This window comes from Pantoea sp. LS15 (genome assembly GCF_012241585.1).
GTDB lineage: Bacteria > Pseudomonadota > Gammaproteobacteria > Enterobacterales > Enterobacteriaceae > Enterobacter.
This window is the reverse complement of record NZ_JAAVXA010000011.1, coordinates 40444-60745: the sequence shown is the minus strand read 5'-3', so window position 1 is coordinate 60745 and position 20302 is coordinate 40444. Positions and strand designations below refer to the sequence as shown.

The window sequence follows — 20302 nt, the reverse complement described above, 5'->3', positions numbered from 1 at the left end:
ACATCACAGAAACAGGTTTATCGCGGACGCGCGTAGATGAAATTTACACTCTCTCTTATCGACTGGCAGGCAAGAGCGCCAGGACTCAGCGATGCCAGCGCATGGCAGGCATGGTCACGCCAGTCAGACGCCATCGATCCCACCGCGCCGCTTGCGAAACTGACCGACCTGCCGATGATGACCGCCCGCCGTCTCAATTCGGGCAGTAAGCTGGCCGTCGATCTCGGTCTTGCGATGCTGCGTAAACACCGTATTGATGCCGTGGTCTACAGCAGTCGCCATGGCGAACTGGAACGCAATTATCGTATTCTGCAAGCGCTGGCGACGGAGCAACCCGTCTCCCCCACCGATTTTGCGATGTCCGTCCACAACGCCGCGGTTGGCAACCTCACGATAACCGCTGGTCAGCCTATTGTTTCATCCTCGGTCTCCGCCGGTATGGACACTTTCCAGCAAAGTTTGTGCGAAGTTTTGAGTCTGCTCCACGCGGGCTACTCCCGCGTTTTGCTGGTAGATTTTGACGGCGTCCTGCCTGAGTTTTATCAAGCCGGGCTCCCCCCGCAGATGCCTGTCTGGCCTTACGCCCTGGCGCTGGTGATTGAAGCCGGTGACGCACTCTGCTGTGAAACACAAAGTGGACGTGCCGGGGAAGAGCCGGCGTTGCCGCAAAGCCTTCAGTTCCTGCGACATTACCTGAGCGACACACAGCGATTTGCCCTTACGGGCGAGCGTTTGCAGTGGCAGTGGACACGCCAATGAGCCGTCTTCTGTCCCGCATCGATCGGTTATGGCGCATGCTGATGACCGGCTTCTGCTTTGCGCTGTTTGGCCTTGGCGGGCTGCTGCTGTCGCTGGTCTGGTTTAACCTGCTGCTGATTTTTCAGCGCGATCGCATGAAACGCCGTCGACTGGCGCGACGCAGTATTTCAGCCAGTTTTAGGCTGTTCCTCGCGGTCGTTCGCGGTACCGGCGTGCTGGATTACCGCTTCAACAACCTGGATGTTTTGCGCGCCGAGCGCGGCTGCCTGGTGATAGCGAACCATCCTTCGCTACTGGACTATGTGATCCTTGCTTCGGTGATGAACGAAACCGACTGTCTGGTAAAAAGCACCTTGCTGCGTAACCCGTTCGTCAGCGGCGTGATCCGCGCAGCTGACTACCTGATCAACAGCGAAGCAGAAACGCTGCTTCGTGCCAGCCAGCAGCGTCTGGCCCAGGGCGACACCCTGCTGATCTTTCCGGAAGGCACCCGCACCCGCGTTGGCGAAGCCATTTCCCTGCAACGGGGCGCGGCGAATATTGCCGTTCGTTGCAACAGCTCCCTGCGCGTGGTGGTGATCCACTGTAGCGAACGCATGCTGGATAAACACAGCCGCTGGTACAATGTGCCGCCTGATAAACCAATTTTTACCGTGGATGTTCGCGAACGCATCAACATTCATGATTTTTACGATGCAAGCCAGCACGAACCTGCGCTGGCGGCAAGGCAGTTAAACCGGTATATGCAGCAGCAATTAACATCCGGTCTTCAATCTTTGTCAGGAATGAAAGATGCAAGCGCTCTATCTTGAAATTAAGAATCTCATTATCTCTACGCTGAATCTGGAAGATCTTACCCCAGAGGATATTGATACCGACGCTCCGCTGTTTGGCGACGGACTGGGTCTGGACTCTATTGATGCCCTGGAACTGGGGCTGGCTGTGAAAAATCAGTACGGCGTAGTGCTTTCTGCCGAAAGCGACGAGATGCGTCAGCACTTCTATTCCGTTGCCACGCTCGCTGCTTTTATCCATCAACAACGCGCCTGAGAATGACCCGCTATGACAGAACAAGAAACGATTTATCAGGAAGTCTCTGCGCTTCTTATTAAACTTTTTGAACTCGACCCTGAGATCATTACACCGCAAGCCCGGCTTTACGAAGACCTGGATCTCGACAGCATTGATGCTGTGGATATGGTAGTTAACCTGCAGAAGAAGACGGGTCATAAAATTAAACCTGAAACCTTCAAAGCGGTGCGTACCGTTCAGGACATCGTCGACGTTGTGGAACAACTCCAGCGCGACGCCTGACGTGCCTGCCATTCCATTCATCCCGATACTGACGGGTCTGATGCTGCTGGCATGGCCATTTTTGATTGGCTACGGCCTTGCAAGCCACAATCTGCAGTGGATATTGCCCCTGATAGTTCTGGTGCTGCTGCTGCGTGTCTGGCAGGTGCGCCAGCATCGCGGTCCTTTGCGCTACGTGATCCTGAGTGTGGCACTGGCCGGGGTGGTGCTGTGCGTGGCGAGCGCGCTTTTGCACGCTCACCAGTGGGTGCTGTTTTATCCGGTGGTCGTCAATCTGGTGATGCTGGTGGTATTTGGGAGTTCACTGTGGACAACCATGCCGATGGTAGAACGGCTGGCGCGGATACGGGAACCCAACTTGTCTCCTGCCGGAGTTCGTTACACGCGCCAGGTGACTAAAGTCTGGTGCGGCTTTTTTATTGGCAACGGGGCTGTCGCGCTGTTTACCGTGCTGTACGCCGACATGCGCCTGTGGACGCTGTGGAACGGGATAATTGCCTACATCCTGATGGGCACGTTGATGGCGTGTGAATGGCTGGTGCGACAACGGGTAATTAAACACGATGTATAAACCGCTTCCTCTTAGCCAGTGGCTAAATGCCCCGCGTCCTGATGATACGCCGATCGCCTGGCTTGACGATCGTATCTGGACGCTCGGCGAGCTGCGCCACGATGTCACGCAACTGGTCGACATACTGCGTCAGGAAGAGGGTGAGCGCTGGGCGCTCTGTTTTGATAACGGCTATCTTTTTATCGTCGCCCTGCTGGCGGCGCTGCATGCAGGTAAAACCCCCGTGCTTCCCGGGCACAGCCGGGCGGCACAGCTTAACGAACAGCGGTCCCTGTTCAGTGGCATCCTGAGCGACACAACGCTCGATTTTTCGGGGCGGCAGCAGTTGGTCACTTCCACAGCGCCGACTAACAACGACTTTTCCCCCTTGCCTGCCATTGACGATACGCGCGTGATCGAGCTTTACACTTCTGGCTCTACTGGTGCGCCGCAGCGAGTCATTAAGCCGATAATCAGTCTGGATCGTGAAGCCCGTTTACTTGCTGACCGGTTTGGCGAACGATTGACAGGCTGTCGCGTAGTGGCCTCCGTGGTGTTGCATCATCTGTATGGCCTGACGTTTCGTGTCGTCTTACCCATGGCGCTCGGTCTGCCGGCGCATGCCAGCCTGCTCAACTATGCCGAGCAACTCTCAGCCCTGCCCCACGACAAACGCTATCTTTTCATCAGCAGCCCGGCATTCCTCAAGCGGCTGGATACGGCCCTGACGCCTCCTCCCGTTGCCCTGCTTTTCTCCGCAGGTGGCGTACTGCCCTGGCGAGATATCACTGCGTTTCAGGGCTGGCTGAATATCTGGCCTGATGAAATCTACGGCAGCACCGAAACGGGCGTTATGGCCTGGCGTCACCGTCAGGATGAGACGACACTCTGGCAGCCGTTCCCCGGTGTGACGTTCCACGGCGATCGTGTGACGTCGCCACTGATCCACGAGGCGGAGGGAATAGTGCTGGATGATATCCTGCATTTCGCGGCTGACGGGCAGTTCAACATCGTCGGACGCCGTGGTCGGGTGGTCAAAATTGAAGATAAACGCATTTCGCTCGATGAGATTGAACAGCGCTTGCTGGCGCTGGACGGCATCTGCGACGCCGCCGCGTTGGTAGTGATGCACGGGGGACGCCAGAGTATTGGCGTGCTGCTGGTGCTCAATGACGCGGCGCGTTTGCACAGAAATAACGTGGGTAAAAATGCCCAGGAATCAGCCTGGCGTCGCGCCCTTCGTCCCTGCCTTGAGCCGGTTGCCGTGCCCCGCTACTGGCGGATCGTTGATGAAATCCCGGTCAACAGCATGAACAAGCGTGTGACTGCGCAGCTACAGGAGTTATTTCATGAAGATCCATGAAATCGAACGCCACCAGACGCATCCGGAGCATCTGGAGATAACGCTCTATCTGGATCCTGACCTGCTCTGGTTTAAGGGACATTTTGCCGTCCAGCCGCTGCTCCCTGGCGTGGCACAACTCGACTGGGTAATGCATTACGCCATCACCCTGATGGCTCCAGGCTACCGTTTTCACAGCATTCAGAATGTGAAGTTTGCGGCTCCACTGTTGCCAGACAACACAGTGACGCTGGTCCTTGACTGGCACCCTGCCCGTGAGATGCTCAGCTTCAGCTACCAGCGCCATGCGGGCAGTGAACGCCATACCGCCAGCAGCGGGAAGATTCGCCTATGTCAGTAACCTTCCGTCCCTGCGTGTTGATCCCCTGCTACAACCACGGTGCGATGATGGCAACGGTGCTCGCACGACTGGCACCGTTTAACCTCCCGTGCCTGGTGGTGGACGACGGCAGTGAAGAGCACACGCGTCGCACGCTTGCGTACTTAGCGGAGCAGCATCCTCAGGTCACGTTACTACGCCTGGCAAAAAACAGCGGCAAAGGCGCTGCGGTGATGGCGGGACTGAAAGCCTGCGCAGAGCGCGGCTTTACCCATGCGATCCAGGTGGACGCCGACGGTCAGCACGCCATTGAAGATATCCCCCGCTTTCTGGCGCTGGCGCAACGTCATCCTGATGCACTGATTTCCGGTCAACCTGTTTACGATGACTCAATTCCACGCGCGCGTCTCTACGGACGCTGGGTAACCCACGTCTGGGTCTGGATTGAAACCCTGTCCCTGCAACTGAAAGACAGCATGTGCGGCTTTCGGGTCTACCCGGTTGCGCCGGTGATGCAGCTTGCCGCGCGTACCCCGCTCGGCAAGCGAATGGACTTTGATACCGAAGTAATGGTCCGCCTCTACTGGCAGGGCACGCCCAGCTATTTTCTGCCCACCCGCGTCACCTATCCGCCAGATGGTGTATCTCACTTCGATGCGCTAAAAGACAACGTGCGCATCTCGCTGATGCATACCCGCCTGTTCCTGGGAATGTTACCGCGCATCCCTTCCCTACTGATGCGCCGTAGGCCGCAGCACTGGGCGCAACAGCAGGAAGTCAAAGGGCTATGGGGAATGCGCCTGATGTTACGCGTCTGGCAGTTACTTGGGCGCAAGGCCTTCACCCTCCTGCTGTGGCCGGTCACGGCCGTTTACTGGCTTACCGCCCGTTCGGCGCGTCAGGCGTCGCGGCAATGGCTGAGGCGGGTTAAGCAGGTCCTGGTACAGCGACAGCTCCCTCAGCCCCCCCGGCTGCATAGCTTTTTTCACTTCCTGCGTTTTGGTTATGCCATGCTGAACAAAGTGGCCAGTTGGCGCGGCGAGATGCACCTTCATCGCGATCTGGTGTTTGCGCCGGGTGCCAGCGAGGCGCTGGGGCTGGATGACCCTCAGGGTAAATTGCTGCTGGCCTCGCATCTTGGCGATGTGGAAGCCTGCCGCGCGCTGGCGCAGCGTGAAGGGGGGAAAACCATCAACGCCCTGGTCTTTAGCGATAACGCCCAACGCTTTAAGCAGATCATGGAAGAGATGGCTCCGCAGGCGGGTATTCACCTGATGCCCGTCACCGACATCGGCCCGGAGACCGCTATTCTGATCAAAGAAAAACTGGATCGCGGTGAATGGGTGGCCATCGTGGGCGATCGTATCGCCGTCACGCCGCAGCGCGGCGGCAGCTGGCGTGTGATCTGGAGCGATTTTATGGGCCAGCCCGCACCGTTTCCGCAGGGGCCGTTTATCCTGGCCTCCATTTTGCGTTGTTCGGTGGTGCTGATTTTTGCCCTCAGCCAGCAGGGAAAGCTGACCCTGCACTGCGAACCGTTTGCTGACCCGCTGCTGTTACCGCGCGGTGAGCGCCAGCAGGCGCTGCAACACACTGTCGATCGCTACGCCCAACGGCTGGAGCATTACGCCTTACTGTCGCCGCTCGACTGGTTTAATTTTTTCGATTTCTGGCAACTGCCCGAGATCACCGAGAAGGAGTAAAGGGTGCTGACCGATCCCCGCTTTACGACGGAAGTCGAGATGACCATCCCGTTCCACGACGTCGATATGATGGGCGTGGTCTGGCACGGCAACTATTTCCGCTACTTTGAGATCGCCCGCGAGGCGCTGCTCAATCAGTTTGATTATGGCTATCGCCAGATGAAGGCCTCCGGCTATGTCTGGCCGGTGGTCGATACGCGGGTGAAATATCGCGATGCGGTGACGTTTGAGCAACGCATCCGGGTACGGGCGCACATTGAAGAGTATGAAAACCGCCTGCGCATTGCCTATCAAATCTTCGACGCGCAGACCGGTAAACGCACCACCACCGGTTACACCATCCAGGTAGCAGTCGACGAGGCCACCCGCGAAATGTGCTTTGTCAGCCCGGCGATATTGTTTGAACGTATGGGAGTAACGCCATGAAATGGTTGCCTTTACTGGCGTTGATCTTCAGCCCGCTGGTCAGTGCCGTAACGCTGGATGAGCTGCAGCAGCGTTTCACAGAACAACCTGTGGTGCGCGCGCACTTCGAACAGGTTCGCATGATCAAAGATATGCCGCAGCCGCTGCGTTCGCAGGGCGAAATGGTGATCGCCCGTGACAACGGCCTGTTGTGGGATCAAAAAGCCCCGTTTCCAATGACGCTGCTGCTGGATGACAAACGGATGGTGCAGACGATCAACGGCCAACCGCCACAGACCATTACTGCCGACAATAACCCGCAGATGTTCCAGTTCAACCACCTGCTGCGGGCGTTATTCCAGGCCGATCGTAAGGTGCTGGAAGAAAATTTCCGCATTAATTTTAAAGACCTGGGGGAAGGGCGCTGGTCTCTGGTGTTGACCCCCACAACAACACCGCTGGACACCATTTTCTCTACCCTCGATTTGGGCGGTGCGACGTATCTGGAGTCTATTCGTCTCAACGACAAACAGGGCGACCGCACGGATATCACCCTCTCTAATCACCGATTGACACCCGCCAGCCTGACCGATGACGAACGCCAACGCTTTGCCGCACCGTAAATCGCTGCGCCCGGCACTGCTGTGGGCCACGGTATGCCTGATCCTGCTGGGTCTGCTGGTGTCGCTGCTGCCCGGCGCGCGCCTGAACAGCAGCGTGCTGGCCATGTTGCCGACACAGACGCTGGGAGCCGTTCCTCCGGCGCTCAACGACGGGTTTATGCAGCGGCTCGACCGTCAGCTTGTCTGGCTGGTCAGCTCCGGCAAAAAACCCGATCCGCGCGTTGCACAGCAGTGGCTGACGCTGCTGCAAAGCAGCGGAGCGCTGAGCGAGGTCAAAGGGCCAATGGACGCCGCCGGACAAAAAGCCTGGGGTGAGTTTTTCTGGCAGCATCGCAACGGGCTGATTGACCCCGCCACCCGCGCCCGCCTGCAAAACGGCGGTGAAGCACAGGCGCAGTGGGTTTTATCCCAGCTCTACTCGGCCTTTTCCGGCGTGAGCGGCAAAGAGCTGCAAAACGATCCGTTGATGCTGATGCGCGGCGCGCAGCTCGCGCTGGCGCAAAACAGCCAGAAGCTGCGTCTGATGGACGGCTGGCTGGTGACGCGGGATGAAGCCGGAAACTACTGGTATCTGCTGCATGGCGAGCTGGCGGGTTCCTCGTTTGATATGCAGCAAACCCACCGGCTGGTCACCACCCTGAATGCACTACAGGCGACGCTGAAAACACATTATCCGCAGGCACAGCTGCTGTCTCGCGGTACCGTGTTTTACAGCGATTACGCCAGCCAGCAGGCCAAACGGGATATCTCCACGCTGGGTGTCGCCACCCTTCTGGGCGTGTTCCTGCTGATAGTGGCGACGTTCCGCTCCCTGCGCCCGCTGCTGCTGTGTGCGATCTCCATTGCCATCGGGGCGCTGGCAGGCACGGTCGCCACCCTGCTGCTGTTTGGCGAACTGCATCTGATGACGCTGGTGATGAGCATGAGCATCATCGGTATTTCGGCAGATTACACCCTCTACTACCTGACCGAACGGCTGGTGCACGGTGGCGAAAATTCACCGTGGCAAAGCCTGGACAAAGTGCGTAATGCCCTGCTGCTGGCGCTTCTGACAACCGTCGTGGCATACCTGATTATGATGCTGGCCCCCTTCCCCGGGATCCGCCAGATGGCGCTGTTTGCCGCCGTGGGACTGAGCGCCTCCTGTCTCACAGTGATATTCTGGCACCCCTGGCTGTGCCGTGGGTTGCCGGTACGCCCGGTTCCGGCCAGGAGAATGATGTCGCGCTGGCTGACCGCCTGGCGACGTAAAAAAACGCTCGCTGTTGGCCTGCCTGTCACGCTAGCGCTCCTTTCCGCTGTCGGGATTGCTACTTTGAAGGTGGACGACGATATCGCCCAGTTGCAGGCTCTGCCGAAAACGCTTCTGGCGCAGGAGAAAACCATCACCGCCCTGACCGGCCAGCGCGTCGATCAGAAGTGGTTTGTGGTTTACGGCGCGTCAGCCCAGCAAACGCTGGAGCGGCTGGAGGCCTTTACCCCGGCGCTGACTCAGGCGCAAAAAGCGGGTGAGCTTGCCAGTTGGCGAACCCTGCCACTCAACTCAATGAAGCGTCAAAAAAGCGATCTTGCGCTCCTGCACAACGCTGCGCCTGCGGTAACGAACGGGCTGCGCAACGCGGGCCTTAACACCATATCACCGAATCTGGCGGCGATGCCTGTCAGCGTGGAGACCTGGCTTGCCAGCCCGGCCAGTGAAGGCTGGCGTCTGCTCTGGCTGACCCTGCCAGGCGGCGAAAGCGGCGTGCTCGTCCCGGTGGATGGCGTCAAAAACAGCGCGGCACTGAGTGAACTGGCTGCACAGCATGAAGGCGTCGTCTGGGTCGATCGCAAGGCCAATTTTGACAACCTGTTTGCCCTCTACCGCACGCTGCTGACGGGGCTACTGTGCGTGGCGCTGGCGGTGATCGCCTGCGGCGCGATGATCCGTCTTGGCTGGCGCCAGGGACTTATCAGTCTGGTGCCATCGGTGCTGTCGCTCAGCTGCGGGCTGGCGGCGCTGGCCGTCGTCGGGCACTCCGTCAATCTGTTTTCACTGCTGGCGCTGGTGCTGGTACTCGGCATTGGCATCAACTACACGCTGTTTTTCAGCAACCCGCGCGGTACGCCGCTAACGTCGATGCTGGCCATCACCCTGGCGATGATGACCACGCTGCTGACGCTGGGCATGCTGGTATTCAGCGCGACGCAGGCCATCAGTAGCTTTGGTATCGTACTGGTAAGCGGTATTTTTACCGCCTTCCTGCTGGCCCCGCTGGCGATGCCGGTCAAGAACGAGAGAAAACGATAATGAACGCTTTTTACCGCGCCGCCGCGCTGGCAGCGACGCTGCTACTGGCAGGCTGCAGCCATTCAACCGATACTGAAGGGAATCGCCCGCAGGCCTGGCTTCAGCCTGGCACTCAGGTGACGCTGCCACCACCGGGCATTACGCCGGCCATCCGTTCTCAGCAGTTGCTGACCGGTCGGTTTAACGGCCAGACCCAGTCGCTGCTGGTTCTGCTGGACGCCGACGGGCAAAAAGTGACGCTGGCCGGGCTCTCTTCAGTAGGGATCCGCCTGTTCCTCGCAACCTACGATGGCACCGGGATCCACACAGAGCAGTCAGTCGTGATGCCGCAGCTGCCGCCCGCCAGCCAGGTACTGGCGGATGTGATGCTCAGCCACTGGCCACTCAGCACCTGGCAGCCTCAGTTGCCGAAAGGCTGGACGCTAAAGGATACTGGAACCCGACGCGAACTGCGTAACCCCGACGGCAAGCTGGTGACAGAGATTGTCTACCTGCAACGCAAAGGTAAGCGTGAGCCGATCAGCATTGAGCAGCACGTCTTTAAATACCACATCACCATTCAATATCTGGGTGACTGAGATGATTTACATTTCCGCTGTTGGCATGGTCAACGCGCTGGGCAACTCAGCCGATGAGATCGCGGCAAACCTGAACGCCGGGGTTGCGCCGGGTATGCGTCATCGCGCCGGGTGGCTGCAAGGGTTACCCGATGCCATGCTGGGTGGCGTAGAGGGTGAACTACCGCCGATACCGGATAACCTGTCAGCACATCGCAGCCGTAACAATCAGCTGTTGTTGGCTGCGCTGGCACAGATTCAGACTGCCGTCGAGGCAGCCATTGCGCGCGTGGGTCGCGACCGCGTGGCGGTGGTGCTTGGCACCAGCACCTCGGGGCTGGATGAAGGCGATGAGTACGTGCGCCTCTCCCTGAACGGCGAGCGCAGCCCGCAATGGCAGTATCCGCAGCAGGAGCTGGGCGACCCCTCTCGCTTCCTGGCCAACTGGCTGCAACTGGATGGCCCGGCGTATACCATTTCGACCGCATGCTCTTCCAGCGCCCGGGCGATCATCAGCGGACAGCGTCTGATCGATGCCGGACTGGTGGACGTGGCTATTGTTGGTGGTGCAGATAGCTTAAGCCGGATGCCGGTCAACGGTTTTAACAGCCTTGAATCGCTCTCGCCGACGCAGTGCGAACCGTTTGGCCGCGACCGCCGGGGGATCACCATCGGTGAAGCGGCAGCACTCATGGTGCTGACCCGCGAACCGAATCAAGTTGCGCTGCTGGGGGCGGGAGAATCGAGCGATGCTTACCATATCTCTGCCCCACATCCCGAGGGGGAAGGCGCTATTCGCGCGATTACCCAGGCACTGAACGAGGCGGGAATGACGGCAGATGACGTGGGCTATATTAATTTGCATGGCACCGCCACCCCCCTCAACGATCGCATTGAGGCACACGTGATTAACGCCCTCTTTGGCGACCGGGTACCGTGCAGTTCTACCAAACACCTCACCGGCCATACGCTTGGTGCAGCCGGGATCACCGAAGCCGCATTAAGCTGGCTGATCCTGACTCGTGATCTGCCGCTGCCACCGCAGGATTTTTCCCGCTACGCGCCGGACGACACGCTGCCGCCTTGCGGTTTACTGCATCAGAGTGCGCCGCTGACAAAACCGGTGATTTTATCGAACTCATTTGCCTTTGGCGGTAACAATGCCAGCCTTCTGCTGGGGAGAGTGTCATGAGTTATTTATCCCCCAGTGACTACCTGCCTCACGACACGCCGATGATGCTGCTGGAGCGCGTTGAGCGTGTCACCGACAGCAGCGCGGTGTGCAGCGTCACGGTCGACGGGCACGGTGTGCTTGCTCCGTTCCTGAACGCTGACGGCGATCTGCCTGGCTGGTTTGCGCTGGAACTGATGGCCCAGACTGTGGGCGTCTGGTCTGAATGGCACCGTCTGCAAAAAGGCTTGCCCCACAGCGCGCTGGGCATGGTGTTGGGTGCGCGCGAGCTGGTATGCAGCGCAGGGCGCTTTGCCGCAGGCACCACGTTAACCATCACCATCGAACGCCTGATGCAGGATGAACGCTTTGGTAGCTTTGAATGCATTATCCAGACAGATAACGCCCCTCTTGCCACGGGCCGCGTAAATACCTTCCAGCCCAGCGAGGACGAACTCACCTCACTTTTCACTCAGGGAGCTCCATCATGACGCGTTCCGTACTGGTTACCGGTGCCAGCAAAGGCATTGGCCGCGCAATCGCCTGTCAGCTTGCGGCTGACGGATTCACCGTGGGCGTGCATTATCATCGTGATGCTGACGGCGCTCAGGAGACGCTGGAAGCGATTGTTCAGGCCGGCGGTACAGGCCGCTTACTGACGTTTGACGTGGGTAACCGCGAGCAATGCCGCGAGGTTCTGGAACAGGAAATCAGTACGTTTGGTGCATGGTATGGCGTGGTCAGTAATGCCGGGATCGCCCGCGATGGCGCATTTCCGGCGCTCAGCGAAGAGGACTGGGACAGTGTCATCCACACCAACCTCGACAGTTTTTATAACGTCATTCATCCCTGCATTATGCCGATGATAAGCACCCGCAAAGGCGGGCGAATTATCACCCTGTCGTCCGTGTCAGGCGTGATGGGCAATCGTGGACAGGTGAACTACAGTGCCGCCAAAGCCGGTATTATCGGTGCCACCAAAGCGCTGGCCATTGAACTGGCAAAGCGCAAAATTACCGTCAACTGTATCGCACCAGGGCTGATTGATACCGGCATGATCGAGATGGAAGAGGCTGCGCTGAAAGAGGCCATGTCCATGATCCCGATGCAGCGCATGGGACAGGCCGACGAGGTGGCCGGGCTGGCGAGTTATCTGATGTCGGACCGGGCTGGCTATGTGACACGCCAGGTGATCTCGATCAACGGGGGGATGTTATGACACGTCGGGTGGTGATCACAGGAATGGGGGGCGTGACCGCCTTTGGCGAGGACTGGCCGACCATTTCACAGCGTCTGCTTGGCTACGAAAATGCTGTACGCACCATGACGGAGTGGAAAGAGTATGCCGGTCTGCAAACGCTGCTGGCCGCCCCCATCGAGGATTTCACCCTCCCGGCACACTATACCCGCAAGCGCATTCGAGCCATGGGCCGCGTGTCGTTGCTCTCCACCCGCGCCACCGAACTGGCGCTTGAGCAGGCGGGCTTGATCGATGACGCGGTACTGACGCAGGGGCAAACCGGCATCGCCTATGGTTCATCCACGGGCAGCACAGGACCTGTCAGCGACTTCGCCTCCATGCTGATGGAAAAACACACCAATAACATTACCGGCACCACCTATGTGCAAATGATGCCGCACACCACCGCGGTCAATACCGGCCTGTTCTTTGGGTTACGTGGCCGCGTAATCCCGACGTCGAGTGCCTGTACTTCCGGCAGTCAGGCCATCGGTTACGCCTGGGAAGCCATTCGCCACGGCTATCAGACCGTCATGGTCGCCGGGGGTGCCGAGGAGCTTTGTCCGTCAGAAGCGGCGGTATTTGATACGCTGTTCGCCACCAGCCAGCGCAATGACGCGCCGAAAACCACGCCGTCACCCTTCGATACAGAGCGCGATGGTCTGGTCATTGGTGAAGGTGCTGGCACGCTGATTCTGGAAGAGCTGGAGCACGCCAAAGCGCGCGGGGCGACCATCTACGGTGAGATCGTGGGCTTTGCCACCAACTGCGATGCGGCGCACATCACCCAACCACAGCGTGAAACCATGCAGATTTGCATGGAGCAATCGCTGGCGATGGCAGGTTTACGCGCAGCGGACATTGGGTATATTTCCGCGCACGGTACCGCCACCGATCGCGGTGATATCGCCGAAAGCCAGGCCACTGCAGCCATCTTTGGCGACAGGGTCCCCATCTCCTCACTGAAGAGCTATTTTGGCCACACGTTAGGTGCGTGTGGTGCGCTGGAAGCGTGGATGAGTGTGCAGATGATGCGTGAAGGCTGGTTTGCCCCGACCCTCAATTTAAGAGAACCGGATGAGCAATGCGGTGCTTTAGATTATATTATGGGGGAAGCCCGTCAGATTGACTGCGAGTATCTGCAAAGTAATAACTTCGCATTTGGCGGCATCAATACCTCTATCATCATCAAACGCTGGGCGTAACTATGTACCAGTTTATACTGGGAAAAATCTCCACCCTTAGCGCGGACCCGCTGGCGTCAACGCTCGCAGATATGGCACCTCAGGGTGCGAGACACCGTTCCTGGCTGGCTGGCAGGACGCTGCTCGCCCGGGCATTGTCCCCTTCTCTACTGCCAGACATTGTGTACGGCGAACAGGGAAAACCCGCCTTTGCAAAAGACCATCGGCTCTGGTTTAACCTGAGTCATAGCGGGGACGACATCGCCTTGCTGGTGAGCGATGAAGGCGAAGTGGGCTGTGATATCGAAGTGATACGCCCGCGCGAGAACTGGCAGGCACTGGCGAACGCCGTTTTCAGCGTGGCGGAACATGCGGAGCTGGAGCGCGAAGCGCCGGAGGCAAAGCTACCGGCGTTCTGGGGGATCTGGACGCGAAAAGAGGCGATTGTGAAGCAGCGAGGCGGCAGTGCCTGGCAAATTGTCAGTATCGACAGCACCTCACAGAGCCACTCAGTGAGCCAGCTTCAGTTTGGCTCGCTCAGTCTCGCCGTCTGCACCCCCACCCCGTTTACCCTTACTCCCGGGGCGATTTTGCACCACGAGACGTTCGGGGCAGAAATATCACCAGCACGCCGAGAATAATAAACCCCACCCCCACCAGCCCGTGCCAGGAGAAACGTTCCTCCCAGCCTGGCAACAGGATTGCAGCGCCCCACACCAGAATATAACTGAGACTCAGCAAGGCATACGCTTTGCTGAGCGCCATACGATGTAAGGCCAGATACCAGCAGCCCATAGAGGCTACATACCCCGTTAACCCCAACAGCAGCGCACCGGTACCGGATGAGAAGTGCCACAGGGCAGAAATTAACGCCAGGACATCACTGACAGGGGGAAGCGCCTGCATGGCGCTTCGCAGCAGCAGTTGCGCAGCGCTGACTAACAGTACGCTGCATAAGGCCCAGAACGTCCCTTTCACAGGCTTCCTCCCAGCACAATAATGCCAATGATGATAAACCCAACCCCCAGCCAGTGATTCGAAGCAACGTTCTCACGCCAGACGGTCTTCGCCGCCAGCGTCACCCAGACAAAATTGAGGCTTAACATAGGGTAAGCAATGCCGACAGGCAGACGTTGTAAGACCACCAGCCAGACCAGCATCCCGCAGCCCAGTGCCAACAGGGCCAGGCCAAGCCACAGCGCAATATGTACACCACGCCGCCCGGCTTTCGCCGGACGGGTGGCTTGCTTCTGGCAAAGCTGCCCCGCGCAGCTGAGCAAGCTTGCCAGTATCAGCCAGAGCCAGGTCATCACTTCGGTAGATACTGAAGGTAGGCCAGACGACCCTGGATATACAGGCTATCCGGTTCTGGCAAATTAGCCCGCTTAAGATCGTCGCGTTTTGACAGCAGAATCACCAGCGATATGCGCCCCTGCTGGCGATGTTCCGCCAGCCACACGGCGAAATCAGATTTACCGACAAAACGGTCTTTCGCATCAGGGTAATCCAGGCCATAGCGCAGTTCGCCACTCTGACCAAACAGAATGATGTCATTACGCTTAAGCTCCCACGCCAGGCCAGAGGCCACACCGACGTTATTGGCCAGCACAAACCGGCTTTCCTGCAGCGGATCGCGCACGGTGTCGACCAGCGATTGCGGCTGTTTGGAATCCACCACCAGGTTAGGGATCGCATAACCAATCAGCAGCGCCAGACCCGCTGGACACAACGCTGCCAGCCACCAGCGTTGCTGACTCTGCCTGAGTGTAAACCAGCCCACCACGGCCCAAATGAGGAACGCGACCACCGCGCAGAAGACTTTATACAGTTCTACCGACGTCCAGACCGGGTGTTTAGAGAGCCCCCACGGCGAGACGACCAGAGCGGCCACCACGCCGATGGCACCAAACGCCAGGTTGATCCCCCCGTTAATGCGCAGCACTCGGGCGCTTTGCTCTGCCGCGAGGCAGGCATAGCGCGCCATCAGAATCGCTAGCGGGGCAAAACAAGGCAGGATATAGGTCGGGAGCTTGCCTTTGGCAATACTGAAGAACAGCAGCGGCATCACCACCCATCCCAGCAGATAGAATCCACCAGCCGTGTTTTGTCTGTCATTCCAGCCAAGACGGAACGCGCCTGGCAACAACGCTAACCACGGCAGACTACCCGCGACCAGGAATGGCAGGTAATACCAGAATGGCGCTTTGTGCTGGGCATCGCTCTGGGCAAAACGCTGAATATGCTCAACCCAGAAGAAGTAACGCCAGAAATCAGGCTCACGATGTGCAATCGCCAGTGCCCAGGGCAGAACGATAAGCACACAGCTCAGGATCGCCAGCCAGCCAAAAATCAGCACCTCTTTCCAGCGCTTCTGGGCGATGACCCACGGCAGCACGCCAATCACCGGTACAGCCAGCGCCAGGAAGCCTTTGGTCATCACTCCCATGCCGCAAGCTAGCCCAAGGAGCACGTACCCCCCTGCTTTTCCGGCTACGGTTTCAGCCTGAGAGGCCAGCCAGAAACTGCACATCGCCGCCACCAGCCACAGGGTGATGATGGGATCCAGCACGGCATAAGTACCGATGCCGTAAACCAGGAACAGCGTCAGGAAGATAAGGCCGGAGAATATGGCAACGCGTTTATCCCGCCAGAGACGCCAGGCCATCCAGATGACCAGCAGCGCCGCAAACCCGGTGGAGAATATGGCCCCGGCACGCACGGCAAGGTTGGTATGCCCAAACAACAATTGCCCGATACTGTTGATCCAGTAGCCAGCAATCGGCTTTTCAAAGTAACGCAGCCCCAGAAAATGCGGGACAACCCAATCTCCTGATGCCAGCATTTCGCGGCTGATTTCTGCATATCGCGTTTCATCAGGTTGCCACAGCAGGCGGATATCGACAGGGATGAGGTAGTAAACGATAAACAGTGCGAGAAGCGCTAAGCCATAACGGGCTGTTTTCATGGGACCGGACTCACGGTTTGTTGATAGCCAAGCCAGCCTTCCCGGCCAGCCATTTCATTACGTACTATTTTGCCCACGGGCAGGACGCTGAGATCGTCTGGCAGCAACTCACTCAGCGGGCAGAACTGAATTCCCTCCTGAGCAGCCATCGTCAGCAGTTCATCGAAATCATGCTGATACGCAATCCCTTCCACTTCTGCGTGGATGGTATACACCGGCGTACCGGTATCGCGATGCATGCGGTCCAGAATGTAGCGATTGAACTCCTCAGCCTTCACCTCGCGGCCAACCACTTCATCCCAGGTGGGAAGCGTGACCGGGATCTGCACCGTCCCGTAGCGATTTTCCCCTAACAGCGGTAAAAATGGCCCGGTACCGCGACAGTCGCTGTTGTAGCGGAATGCGAAGGATTCTTTGGCTTTCACAACACGTTGATCCGCACGCCACCCCGCCACGGCGGAACAACGCACAGGCTGGCAGGTAATGGCCTCCAGCTCCAGCATACCGCGCTCGACTTCACGGGTCAGGCGCGATATGTCCCAGACGCCAGCCCACGCTTGCCAGGCATGGTGATCCCAGGCATGCAGGCCGACCTCATGTTGCCGTGTCGCTTCACGGATAATCGCTTCATTACCCGCACCGATACGCCTGCCGGGCCATGCGGTCCCGGCCAGCAAAATATCCCAGCCATAGAGGGATGCTGCGCGTGAGCGCAGCATTTTGAACAGAAATGCCGGTTTAATCAGACGCCATAAATGGCGTCCCATGTTGTCAGGCCCCACGCTGAAGAAAATGCTGGAACGCACATCGTGCTTGCTCAGCAGTTCCAGCAGTTTGGGTACGCCGTCACGCGTCCCCCTGAAGGTGTCGACATCAATGCGTAAACCGACTTTTTTCATGAGTCCTGTTCCGAAAGCTCCACAGTGCGCAGGAAGAAATCGAGCGTCTCATCAATGGTCTGCTCCATCTTAACCGTTGGCGTCCAGTTCAGGCAGCGCTTCGCATTGCGAATGCTTGGCTTACGGTGCTCAACGTCCTGATACCCTTTGCCATAATAGCTGCTGCTTTCTACTTCGCGGAAACCGGCAAACGGCGGGAATTTATGGCGCAGTGGATGGCGCTCAAAGCTTGCCAGCAGCATCTCTGCCAGTTCACGAATGCTCGCTTCGTTGTCCGGGTTACCGATGTTGATGATCTCACCGTTGCAGCGGTTATCTTTGTTTTCGATGATGCGGAACAGCGCTTCGATACCATCGCTGATATCAGTAAAGCAGCGTTTCTGTTTGCCACCTTCGATAAGCTTGATTGGGGAGCCCTCAACCAGGTTCAGGATCAGCTGCGTGATCGCACGTGAGCTACCGATACGCGCCGCGTTCAGGTTATCCAGACGTGGACCCATCCAGTTAAACGGACGGAACAGGGTAAAGCGCAGGCCCTCTTTCTCACCGTAGGCCCAAATCACACGGTCCAACAGCTGTTTGGAGACAGAGTAGATCCAGCGCTGTTTGTTGATCGGCCCGACCACCAGATTGGAGGTGTCTTCATCGAAGTTTTTGTCGGTACACATGCCGTACACTTCAGAGGTAGACGGGAAGATGATGCGTTTGTCGTATTTTACGCAATCGCGGATGATCTTCAGGTTCTCTTCGAAGTCCAGCTCGAACACGCGCAGCGGGTTACGGGTGTACTCAATCGGCGTGGCAATGGCGACCAGCGGCAGCACCACGTCGCATTTTTTAATGTGATATTCGATCCATTCGGAATGGATGCTGATATCCCCTTCCACGAAGTGGAAACGCGGGTTATCAAGGAAACGGCTGATCGCATCAGAGCCGATATCCAGGCCATAGATTTCGTAGTTATCGTCCTTGAGCAGACGTTCAGTCAGGTGGTTACCGATAAAGCCGTTCACGCCGAGGATCAACACACGGGTGCGGCGTTTGATGGCAACAACTGGCGCACTGGTGATCAGCGCCCCTGTCACCAGACCTAAAGACTGTGCCAGTTGAGTACCCTGAACATACAGACCGTTATCGGTTTGTCCGGTAACGATCTCCAGAGCCTGCTCACCACAGCTCACGATCAGCGGGGAGACAGAAACAACGGTACCTGGTTTTGCCGCTGGAATGTCGTCGCGCACGCGGGATTTCCAGACGATAAATTTGCTGACACCCGCAAAGCTGTATGCACCCGGCCACGGGTCGGTTACCGCACGCACCAGGTTGTGCAGCTGGCGAGCGGGTTTGTTCCAGTCCAGACGACCATCTTCCGGCGCGCGGCGGCCAAAGGTGCTCGCTTTGCTCTCATCCTGTGCAGTTTCGCTGAAGGTGCCATTGAGGATGGTGGGAAGCGCATCACGCAGCAGTGTCTGCGCGGTTGCATTCAGTTTTTGATGCAACTGCAACGCCGTTTCGTCGGCATCAATAGCCACTTTCTGCTGTGCCACGATAGCGCCTGCATCCGCACGATGCACCATACGGTGCAAGGTCACGCCGGTTTCGGTTTCACCATTGACCAGAACCCAGTTCAGCGGCGCGCGACCACGGTAGGCCGGCAGCAAGGAGCCGTGAAGGTTGAATGCCCCTTTGGCGGCCAGACCTACGATCTCGTCGGAAAGCAGGTTACGGTAGTAGAACGAGAAAATAACATCAGGCGCGAGCGCGCGGATGCGATCCACCCACAGCGGGTGGTTTACATCGTCTGGCGCATAAACCGGAATACCACGCTCAGCGGCGATACGCGCTACAGAGCCGAAAAAGTTATTCTCTCCCGCCGTGTCCGGATGAGTAAAGATTGCAACAATGTCGTAGCCCGCTTCCAGCAGGGCCTGCGTGCCCGTGCACCCCATATCGTGATAGGCAAATACAACAGCTTTCATGGGTGTTTTTCCTCTTGAGATGCTTTGTGTTCCTGGCGGACAACACGTTGAATAAAGTAGCGCGGACGTGCGCGAACATCGTTATAAATACGGCCAATGTACTCACCCAGCAGACCCATCCCGACAAACTGGGCACCGATGAACATAAACAGCACGGCAAAGAGCATGAAGACCCCTTCTGCCGCCCACTGTGGGCCAAAAACCAGGCGCAGCACGACCAACAGCACGGACAGCGCAAACCCGGCCACGGCGATGATGCTGCCGAAAACGCTCAGCAGACGCAGCGGTGTGGTGGTCAGGCAGGTGATGAGGTCGTACATCAGGTTGATGAGGCGCATAAAGCTGTACTTCGACTCCCCATGCTCGCGCTCGGCATGCATAACCGGGATTTCCGTTGCCTTACGGGCAAAGGTATTAGCGAGGATCGGAATAAAGGTGCTGCGTTCATGACAATGAAGCATGGCGTCGACAATATGGCGGCGGTAGGCGCGCAGCATGCAGCCATAATCGCCCATCGCTTTACCGGTGGTGCGCTGGATAAGGCGGTTGATGGTGCGTGAGGCCAGCTTACGGAACATACTGTCCTGGCGGTTCTGACGCACTGTACCGACGACGTCATAACCCTCATCAGCTTTCGCCACCAGACGCGGGATCTCTTCCGGCGGATTTTGCAGGTCAGCGTCCAGGGTGATGATCAGATCGCCCGTGACATGGCTGAACCCGGCCATAATAGCGGAGTGCTGGCCGTAATTACGGTTGAGCAACACGGCAACAACATGGCTGCCCTCTGCCTGTGCGGCTTCGGTCAGCATCAGTGCGGAGTTATCGCTGCTGCCATCATCCACCAGCAGAATTTCATACGCTTTGCCCATGGTGTCGCAGGCGGCGGTTGTGCGGCGGATCAGTTCAGGCAGGCTCTCCTGCTCGTTATAAACGGGGATCACCACAGAAACTTTTTGTACAGGCGGTGCACTGAACATA

General features: G+C 58.0%; 23 protein-coding genes. 17 read left to right on the top strand and 6 right to left on the bottom strand.

Translation table 11 applies throughout. The features are described 5' to 3' along the window. Positions 1-36: 36 nt before the first annotated feature. The 17 genes from HED65_RS16095 to acpT are packed head-to-tail and all read left to right on the top strand — an operon-like array spanning position 37 to position 14119. Positions 37-759 carry a beta-ketoacyl synthase chain length factor gene (locus HED65_RS16095; RefSeq protein ID WP_114979325.1) on the top strand — a complete coding sequence of 241 codons (723 nt, stop codon included), beginning with the start codon at positions 37-39 and terminating at the stop codon, positions 757-759. Beyond that, positions 756-1571 carry a lysophospholipid acyltransferase family protein gene (locus HED65_RS16090; RefSeq protein ID WP_114979324.1) on the top strand — a complete coding sequence of 272 codons (816 nt, stop codon included), beginning with the start codon at positions 756-758 and terminating at the stop codon, positions 1569-1571. Before HED65_RS16095 ends, HED65_RS16090 begins: the two co-directional genes overlap by 4 nt. Continuing rightward, positions 1552-1809 carry a phosphopantetheine-binding protein gene (locus tag HED65_RS16085; RefSeq protein WP_114979323.1) on the top strand — a complete coding sequence of 86 codons (258 nt, stop codon included), beginning with the start codon at positions 1552-1554 and terminating at the stop codon, positions 1807-1809. Before HED65_RS16090 ends, HED65_RS16085 begins: the two co-directional genes overlap by 20 nt. A gap of 12 nt (positions 1810-1821) precedes the next feature. Then, positions 1822-2073: an acyl carrier protein gene (locus tag HED65_RS16080; protein WP_114979322.1), complete on the top strand. Its 252-nt coding sequence runs from the start codon at positions 1822-1824 to the stop codon at positions 2071-2073. Then, positions 2045-2644 (top strand): COG4648 family protein, encoded by a 600-nt coding sequence (locus HED65_RS16075; RefSeq protein ID WP_114979321.1) that lies wholly within the window; start codon positions 2045-2047, stop codon positions 2642-2644. Before HED65_RS16080 ends, HED65_RS16075 begins: the two co-directional genes overlap by 29 nt. Then, the gene (locus tag HED65_RS16070) at positions 2637-3986 is read left to right on the top strand and encodes an AMP-binding protein (protein ID WP_114979320.1); all 1350 of its coding nucleotides are present in this window, start codon (positions 2637-2639) and stop codon (positions 3984-3986) included. Before HED65_RS16075 ends, HED65_RS16070 begins: the two co-directional genes overlap by 8 nt. Next, entirely contained in the window at positions 3973-4326 is a 354-nt protein-coding gene (locus tag HED65_RS16065; protein ID WP_114979319.1) for an ApeI family dehydratase, read from the top strand. The genes HED65_RS16070 and HED65_RS16065 overlap by 14 nt, the downstream gene beginning before the upstream one ends. Continuing rightward, on the top strand, positions 4317-6008 hold the full coding sequence (locus tag HED65_RS16060; protein ID WP_114979318.1) for a glycosyltransferase family 2 protein: 1692 nt from the start codon (positions 4317-4319) through the stop codon (positions 6006-6008). The genes HED65_RS16065 and HED65_RS16060 overlap by 10 nt, the downstream gene beginning before the upstream one ends. Positions 6009-6011: 3 nt before the next feature. Further along, positions 6012-6434: an acyl-CoA thioesterase gene (locus HED65_RS16055; RefSeq protein WP_114979317.1), complete on the top strand. Its 423-nt coding sequence runs from the start codon at positions 6012-6014 to the stop codon at positions 6432-6434. Then, positions 6431-7036, top strand: coding sequence for a LolA family protein (locus HED65_RS16050; protein ID WP_114979316.1), 606 nt, complete (start codon positions 6431-6433; stop codon positions 7034-7036). The genes HED65_RS16055 and HED65_RS16050 overlap by 4 nt, the downstream gene beginning before the upstream one ends. Then, a complete protein-coding gene (locus HED65_RS16045; RefSeq protein ID WP_114979315.1) occupies positions 7005-9326 on the top strand; it encodes an MMPL family transporter in 2322 nt (773 codons plus the stop codon). Before HED65_RS16050 ends, HED65_RS16045 begins: the two co-directional genes overlap by 32 nt. Further along, a complete protein-coding gene (locus tag HED65_RS16040; RefSeq protein ID WP_114979314.1) occupies positions 9326-9904 on the top strand; it encodes a DUF3261 domain-containing protein in 579 nt (192 codons plus the stop codon). The genes HED65_RS16045 and HED65_RS16040 overlap by 1 nt, the downstream gene beginning before the upstream one ends. Position 9905: 1 nt before the next feature. Then, entirely contained in the window at positions 9906-11075 is a 1170-nt protein-coding gene (locus HED65_RS16035; protein ID WP_114979313.1) for a beta-ketoacyl-[acyl-carrier-protein] synthase family protein, read from the top strand. Then, entirely contained in the window at positions 11072-11545 is a 474-nt protein-coding gene (locus tag HED65_RS16030; RefSeq protein ID WP_114979312.1) for a hotdog family protein, read from the top strand. The genes HED65_RS16035 and HED65_RS16030 overlap by 4 nt, the downstream gene beginning before the upstream one ends. Beyond that, positions 11542-12273 (top strand): 3-ketoacyl-ACP reductase FabG2, encoded by a 732-nt coding sequence (locus HED65_RS16025; protein ID WP_114979311.1) that lies wholly within the window; start codon positions 11542-11544, stop codon positions 12271-12273. Before HED65_RS16030 ends, HED65_RS16025 begins: the two co-directional genes overlap by 4 nt. Beyond that, entirely contained in the window at positions 12270-13499 is a 1230-nt protein-coding gene (locus HED65_RS16020; RefSeq protein WP_114979310.1) for a beta-ketoacyl-ACP synthase, read from the top strand. Before HED65_RS16025 ends, HED65_RS16020 begins: the two co-directional genes overlap by 4 nt. A 2-nt stretch (positions 13500-13501) precedes the next feature. Next, positions 13502-14119, top strand: coding sequence for a 4'-phosphopantetheinyl transferase AcpT (gene acpT, locus HED65_RS16015; protein ID WP_114979309.1), 618 nt, complete (start codon positions 13502-13504; stop codon positions 14117-14119). Here acpT and arnF read toward each other — a convergent pair. From arnF to arnC, 6 genes are read right to left on the bottom strand one after another with little or no spacing between them, the layout of a single operon-like run. Then, on the bottom strand, positions 14052-14456 hold the full coding sequence (gene arnF, locus HED65_RS16010) for a 4-amino-4-deoxy-L-arabinose-phosphoundecaprenol flippase subunit ArnF (protein WP_114979308.1): 405 nt from the start codon (positions 14454-14456) through the stop codon (positions 14052-14054). The genes acpT and arnF overlap by 68 nt on opposite strands. Then, positions 14453-14788, bottom strand: coding sequence for a 4-amino-4-deoxy-L-arabinose-phosphoundecaprenol flippase subunit ArnE (gene arnE, locus HED65_RS16005; protein WP_209313423.1), 336 nt, complete (start codon positions 14786-14788; stop codon positions 14453-14455). Before arnE ends, arnF begins: the two co-directional genes overlap by 4 nt. Then, entirely contained in the window at positions 14788-16443 is a 1656-nt protein-coding gene (gene arnT, locus HED65_RS16000; RefSeq protein ID WP_114979306.1) for a lipid IV(A) 4-amino-4-deoxy-L-arabinosyltransferase, read from the bottom strand. The genes arnE and arnT overlap by 1 nt, the downstream gene beginning before the upstream one ends. Further along, complete coding sequence (arnD, locus tag HED65_RS15995) at positions 16440-17342, bottom strand: 4-deoxy-4-formamido-L-arabinose-phosphoundecaprenol deformylase (RefSeq protein ID WP_114979305.1); 903 nt, start codon at positions 17340-17342, stop codon at positions 16440-16442. The genes arnT and arnD overlap by 4 nt, the downstream gene beginning before the upstream one ends. Further along, positions 17339-19321 carry a bifunctional UDP-4-amino-4-deoxy-L-arabinose formyltransferase/UDP-glucuronic acid oxidase ArnA gene (gene arnA, locus HED65_RS15990; RefSeq protein WP_114979304.1) on the bottom strand — a complete coding sequence of 661 codons (1983 nt, stop codon included), beginning with the start codon at positions 19319-19321 and terminating at the stop codon, positions 17339-17341. Before arnA ends, arnD begins: the two co-directional genes overlap by 4 nt. Beyond that, entirely contained in the window at positions 19318-20301 is a 984-nt protein-coding gene (arnC, locus tag HED65_RS15985) for an undecaprenyl-phosphate 4-deoxy-4-formamido-L-arabinose transferase (protein ID WP_114979303.1), read from the bottom strand. Before arnC ends, arnA begins: the two co-directional genes overlap by 4 nt. Position 20302 lies beyond the last annotated feature (1 nt).

Coding starts and splice junctions, on each gene's coding strand:
- HED65_RS16095 (WP_114979325.1), top strand. CDS start 37: ATGAAATTTACACTCTCTCTTATCGACTGGCAGGCAAGAGCGCCAGGA.
- HED65_RS16090 (WP_114979324.1), top strand. CDS start 756: ATGAGCCGTCTTCTGTCCCGCATCGATCGGTTATGGCGCATGCTGATG.
- arnA (WP_114979304.1), bottom strand. CDS start 19,321: ATGAAAGCTGTTGTATTTGCCTATCACGATATGGGGTGCACGGGCACG.
- HED65_RS16040 (WP_114979314.1), top strand. CDS start 9,326: ATGAACGCTTTTTACCGCGCCGCCGCGCTGGCAGCGACGCTGCTACTG.
- HED65_RS16035 (WP_114979313.1), top strand. CDS start 9,906: ATGATTTACATTTCCGCTGTTGGCATGGTCAACGCGCTGGGCAACTCA.
- HED65_RS16080 (WP_114979322.1), top strand. CDS start 1,822: ATGACAGAACAAGAAACGATTTATCAGGAAGTCTCTGCGCTTCTTATT.
- HED65_RS16085 (WP_114979323.1), top strand. CDS start 1,552: ATGCAAGCGCTCTATCTTGAAATTAAGAATCTCATTATCTCTACGCTG.
- acpT (WP_114979309.1), top strand. CDS start 13,502: ATGTACCAGTTTATACTGGGAAAAATCTCCACCCTTAGCGCGGACCCG.
- HED65_RS16070 (WP_114979320.1), top strand. CDS start 2,637: ATGTATAAACCGCTTCCTCTTAGCCAGTGGCTAAATGCCCCGCGTCCT.
- HED65_RS16030 (WP_114979312.1), top strand. CDS start 11,072: ATGAGTTATTTATCCCCCAGTGACTACCTGCCTCACGACACGCCGATG.
- HED65_RS16025 (WP_114979311.1), top strand. CDS start 11,542: ATGACGCGTTCCGTACTGGTTACCGGTGCCAGCAAAGGCATTGGCCGC.
- HED65_RS16065 (WP_114979319.1), top strand. CDS start 3,973: ATGAAGATCCATGAAATCGAACGCCACCAGACGCATCCGGAGCATCTG.
- arnD (WP_114979305.1), bottom strand. CDS start 17,342: ATGAAAAAAGTCGGTTTACGCATTGATGTCGACACCTTCAGGGGGACG.
- HED65_RS16045 (WP_114979315.1), top strand. CDS start 7,005: ATGACGAACGCCAACGCTTTGCCGCACCGTAAATCGCTGCGCCCGGCA.
- arnE (WP_209313423.1), bottom strand. CDS start 14,788: ATGACCTGGCTCTGGCTGATACTGGCAAGCTTGCTCAGCTGCGCGGGG.
- arnT (WP_114979306.1), bottom strand. CDS start 16,443: ATGAAAACAGCCCGTTATGGCTTAGCGCTTCTCGCACTGTTTATCGTT.
- HED65_RS16020 (WP_114979310.1), top strand. CDS start 12,270: ATGACACGTCGGGTGGTGATCACAGGAATGGGGGGCGTGACCGCCTTT.
- HED65_RS16050 (WP_114979316.1), top strand. CDS start 6,431: ATGAAATGGTTGCCTTTACTGGCGTTGATCTTCAGCCCGCTGGTCAGT.
- arnC (WP_114979303.1), bottom strand. CDS start 20,301: ATGTTCAGTGCACCGCCTGTACAAAAAGTTTCTGTGGTGATCCCCGTT.
- HED65_RS16060 (WP_114979318.1), top strand. CDS start 4,317: ATGTCAGTAACCTTCCGTCCCTGCGTGTTGATCCCCTGCTACAACCAC.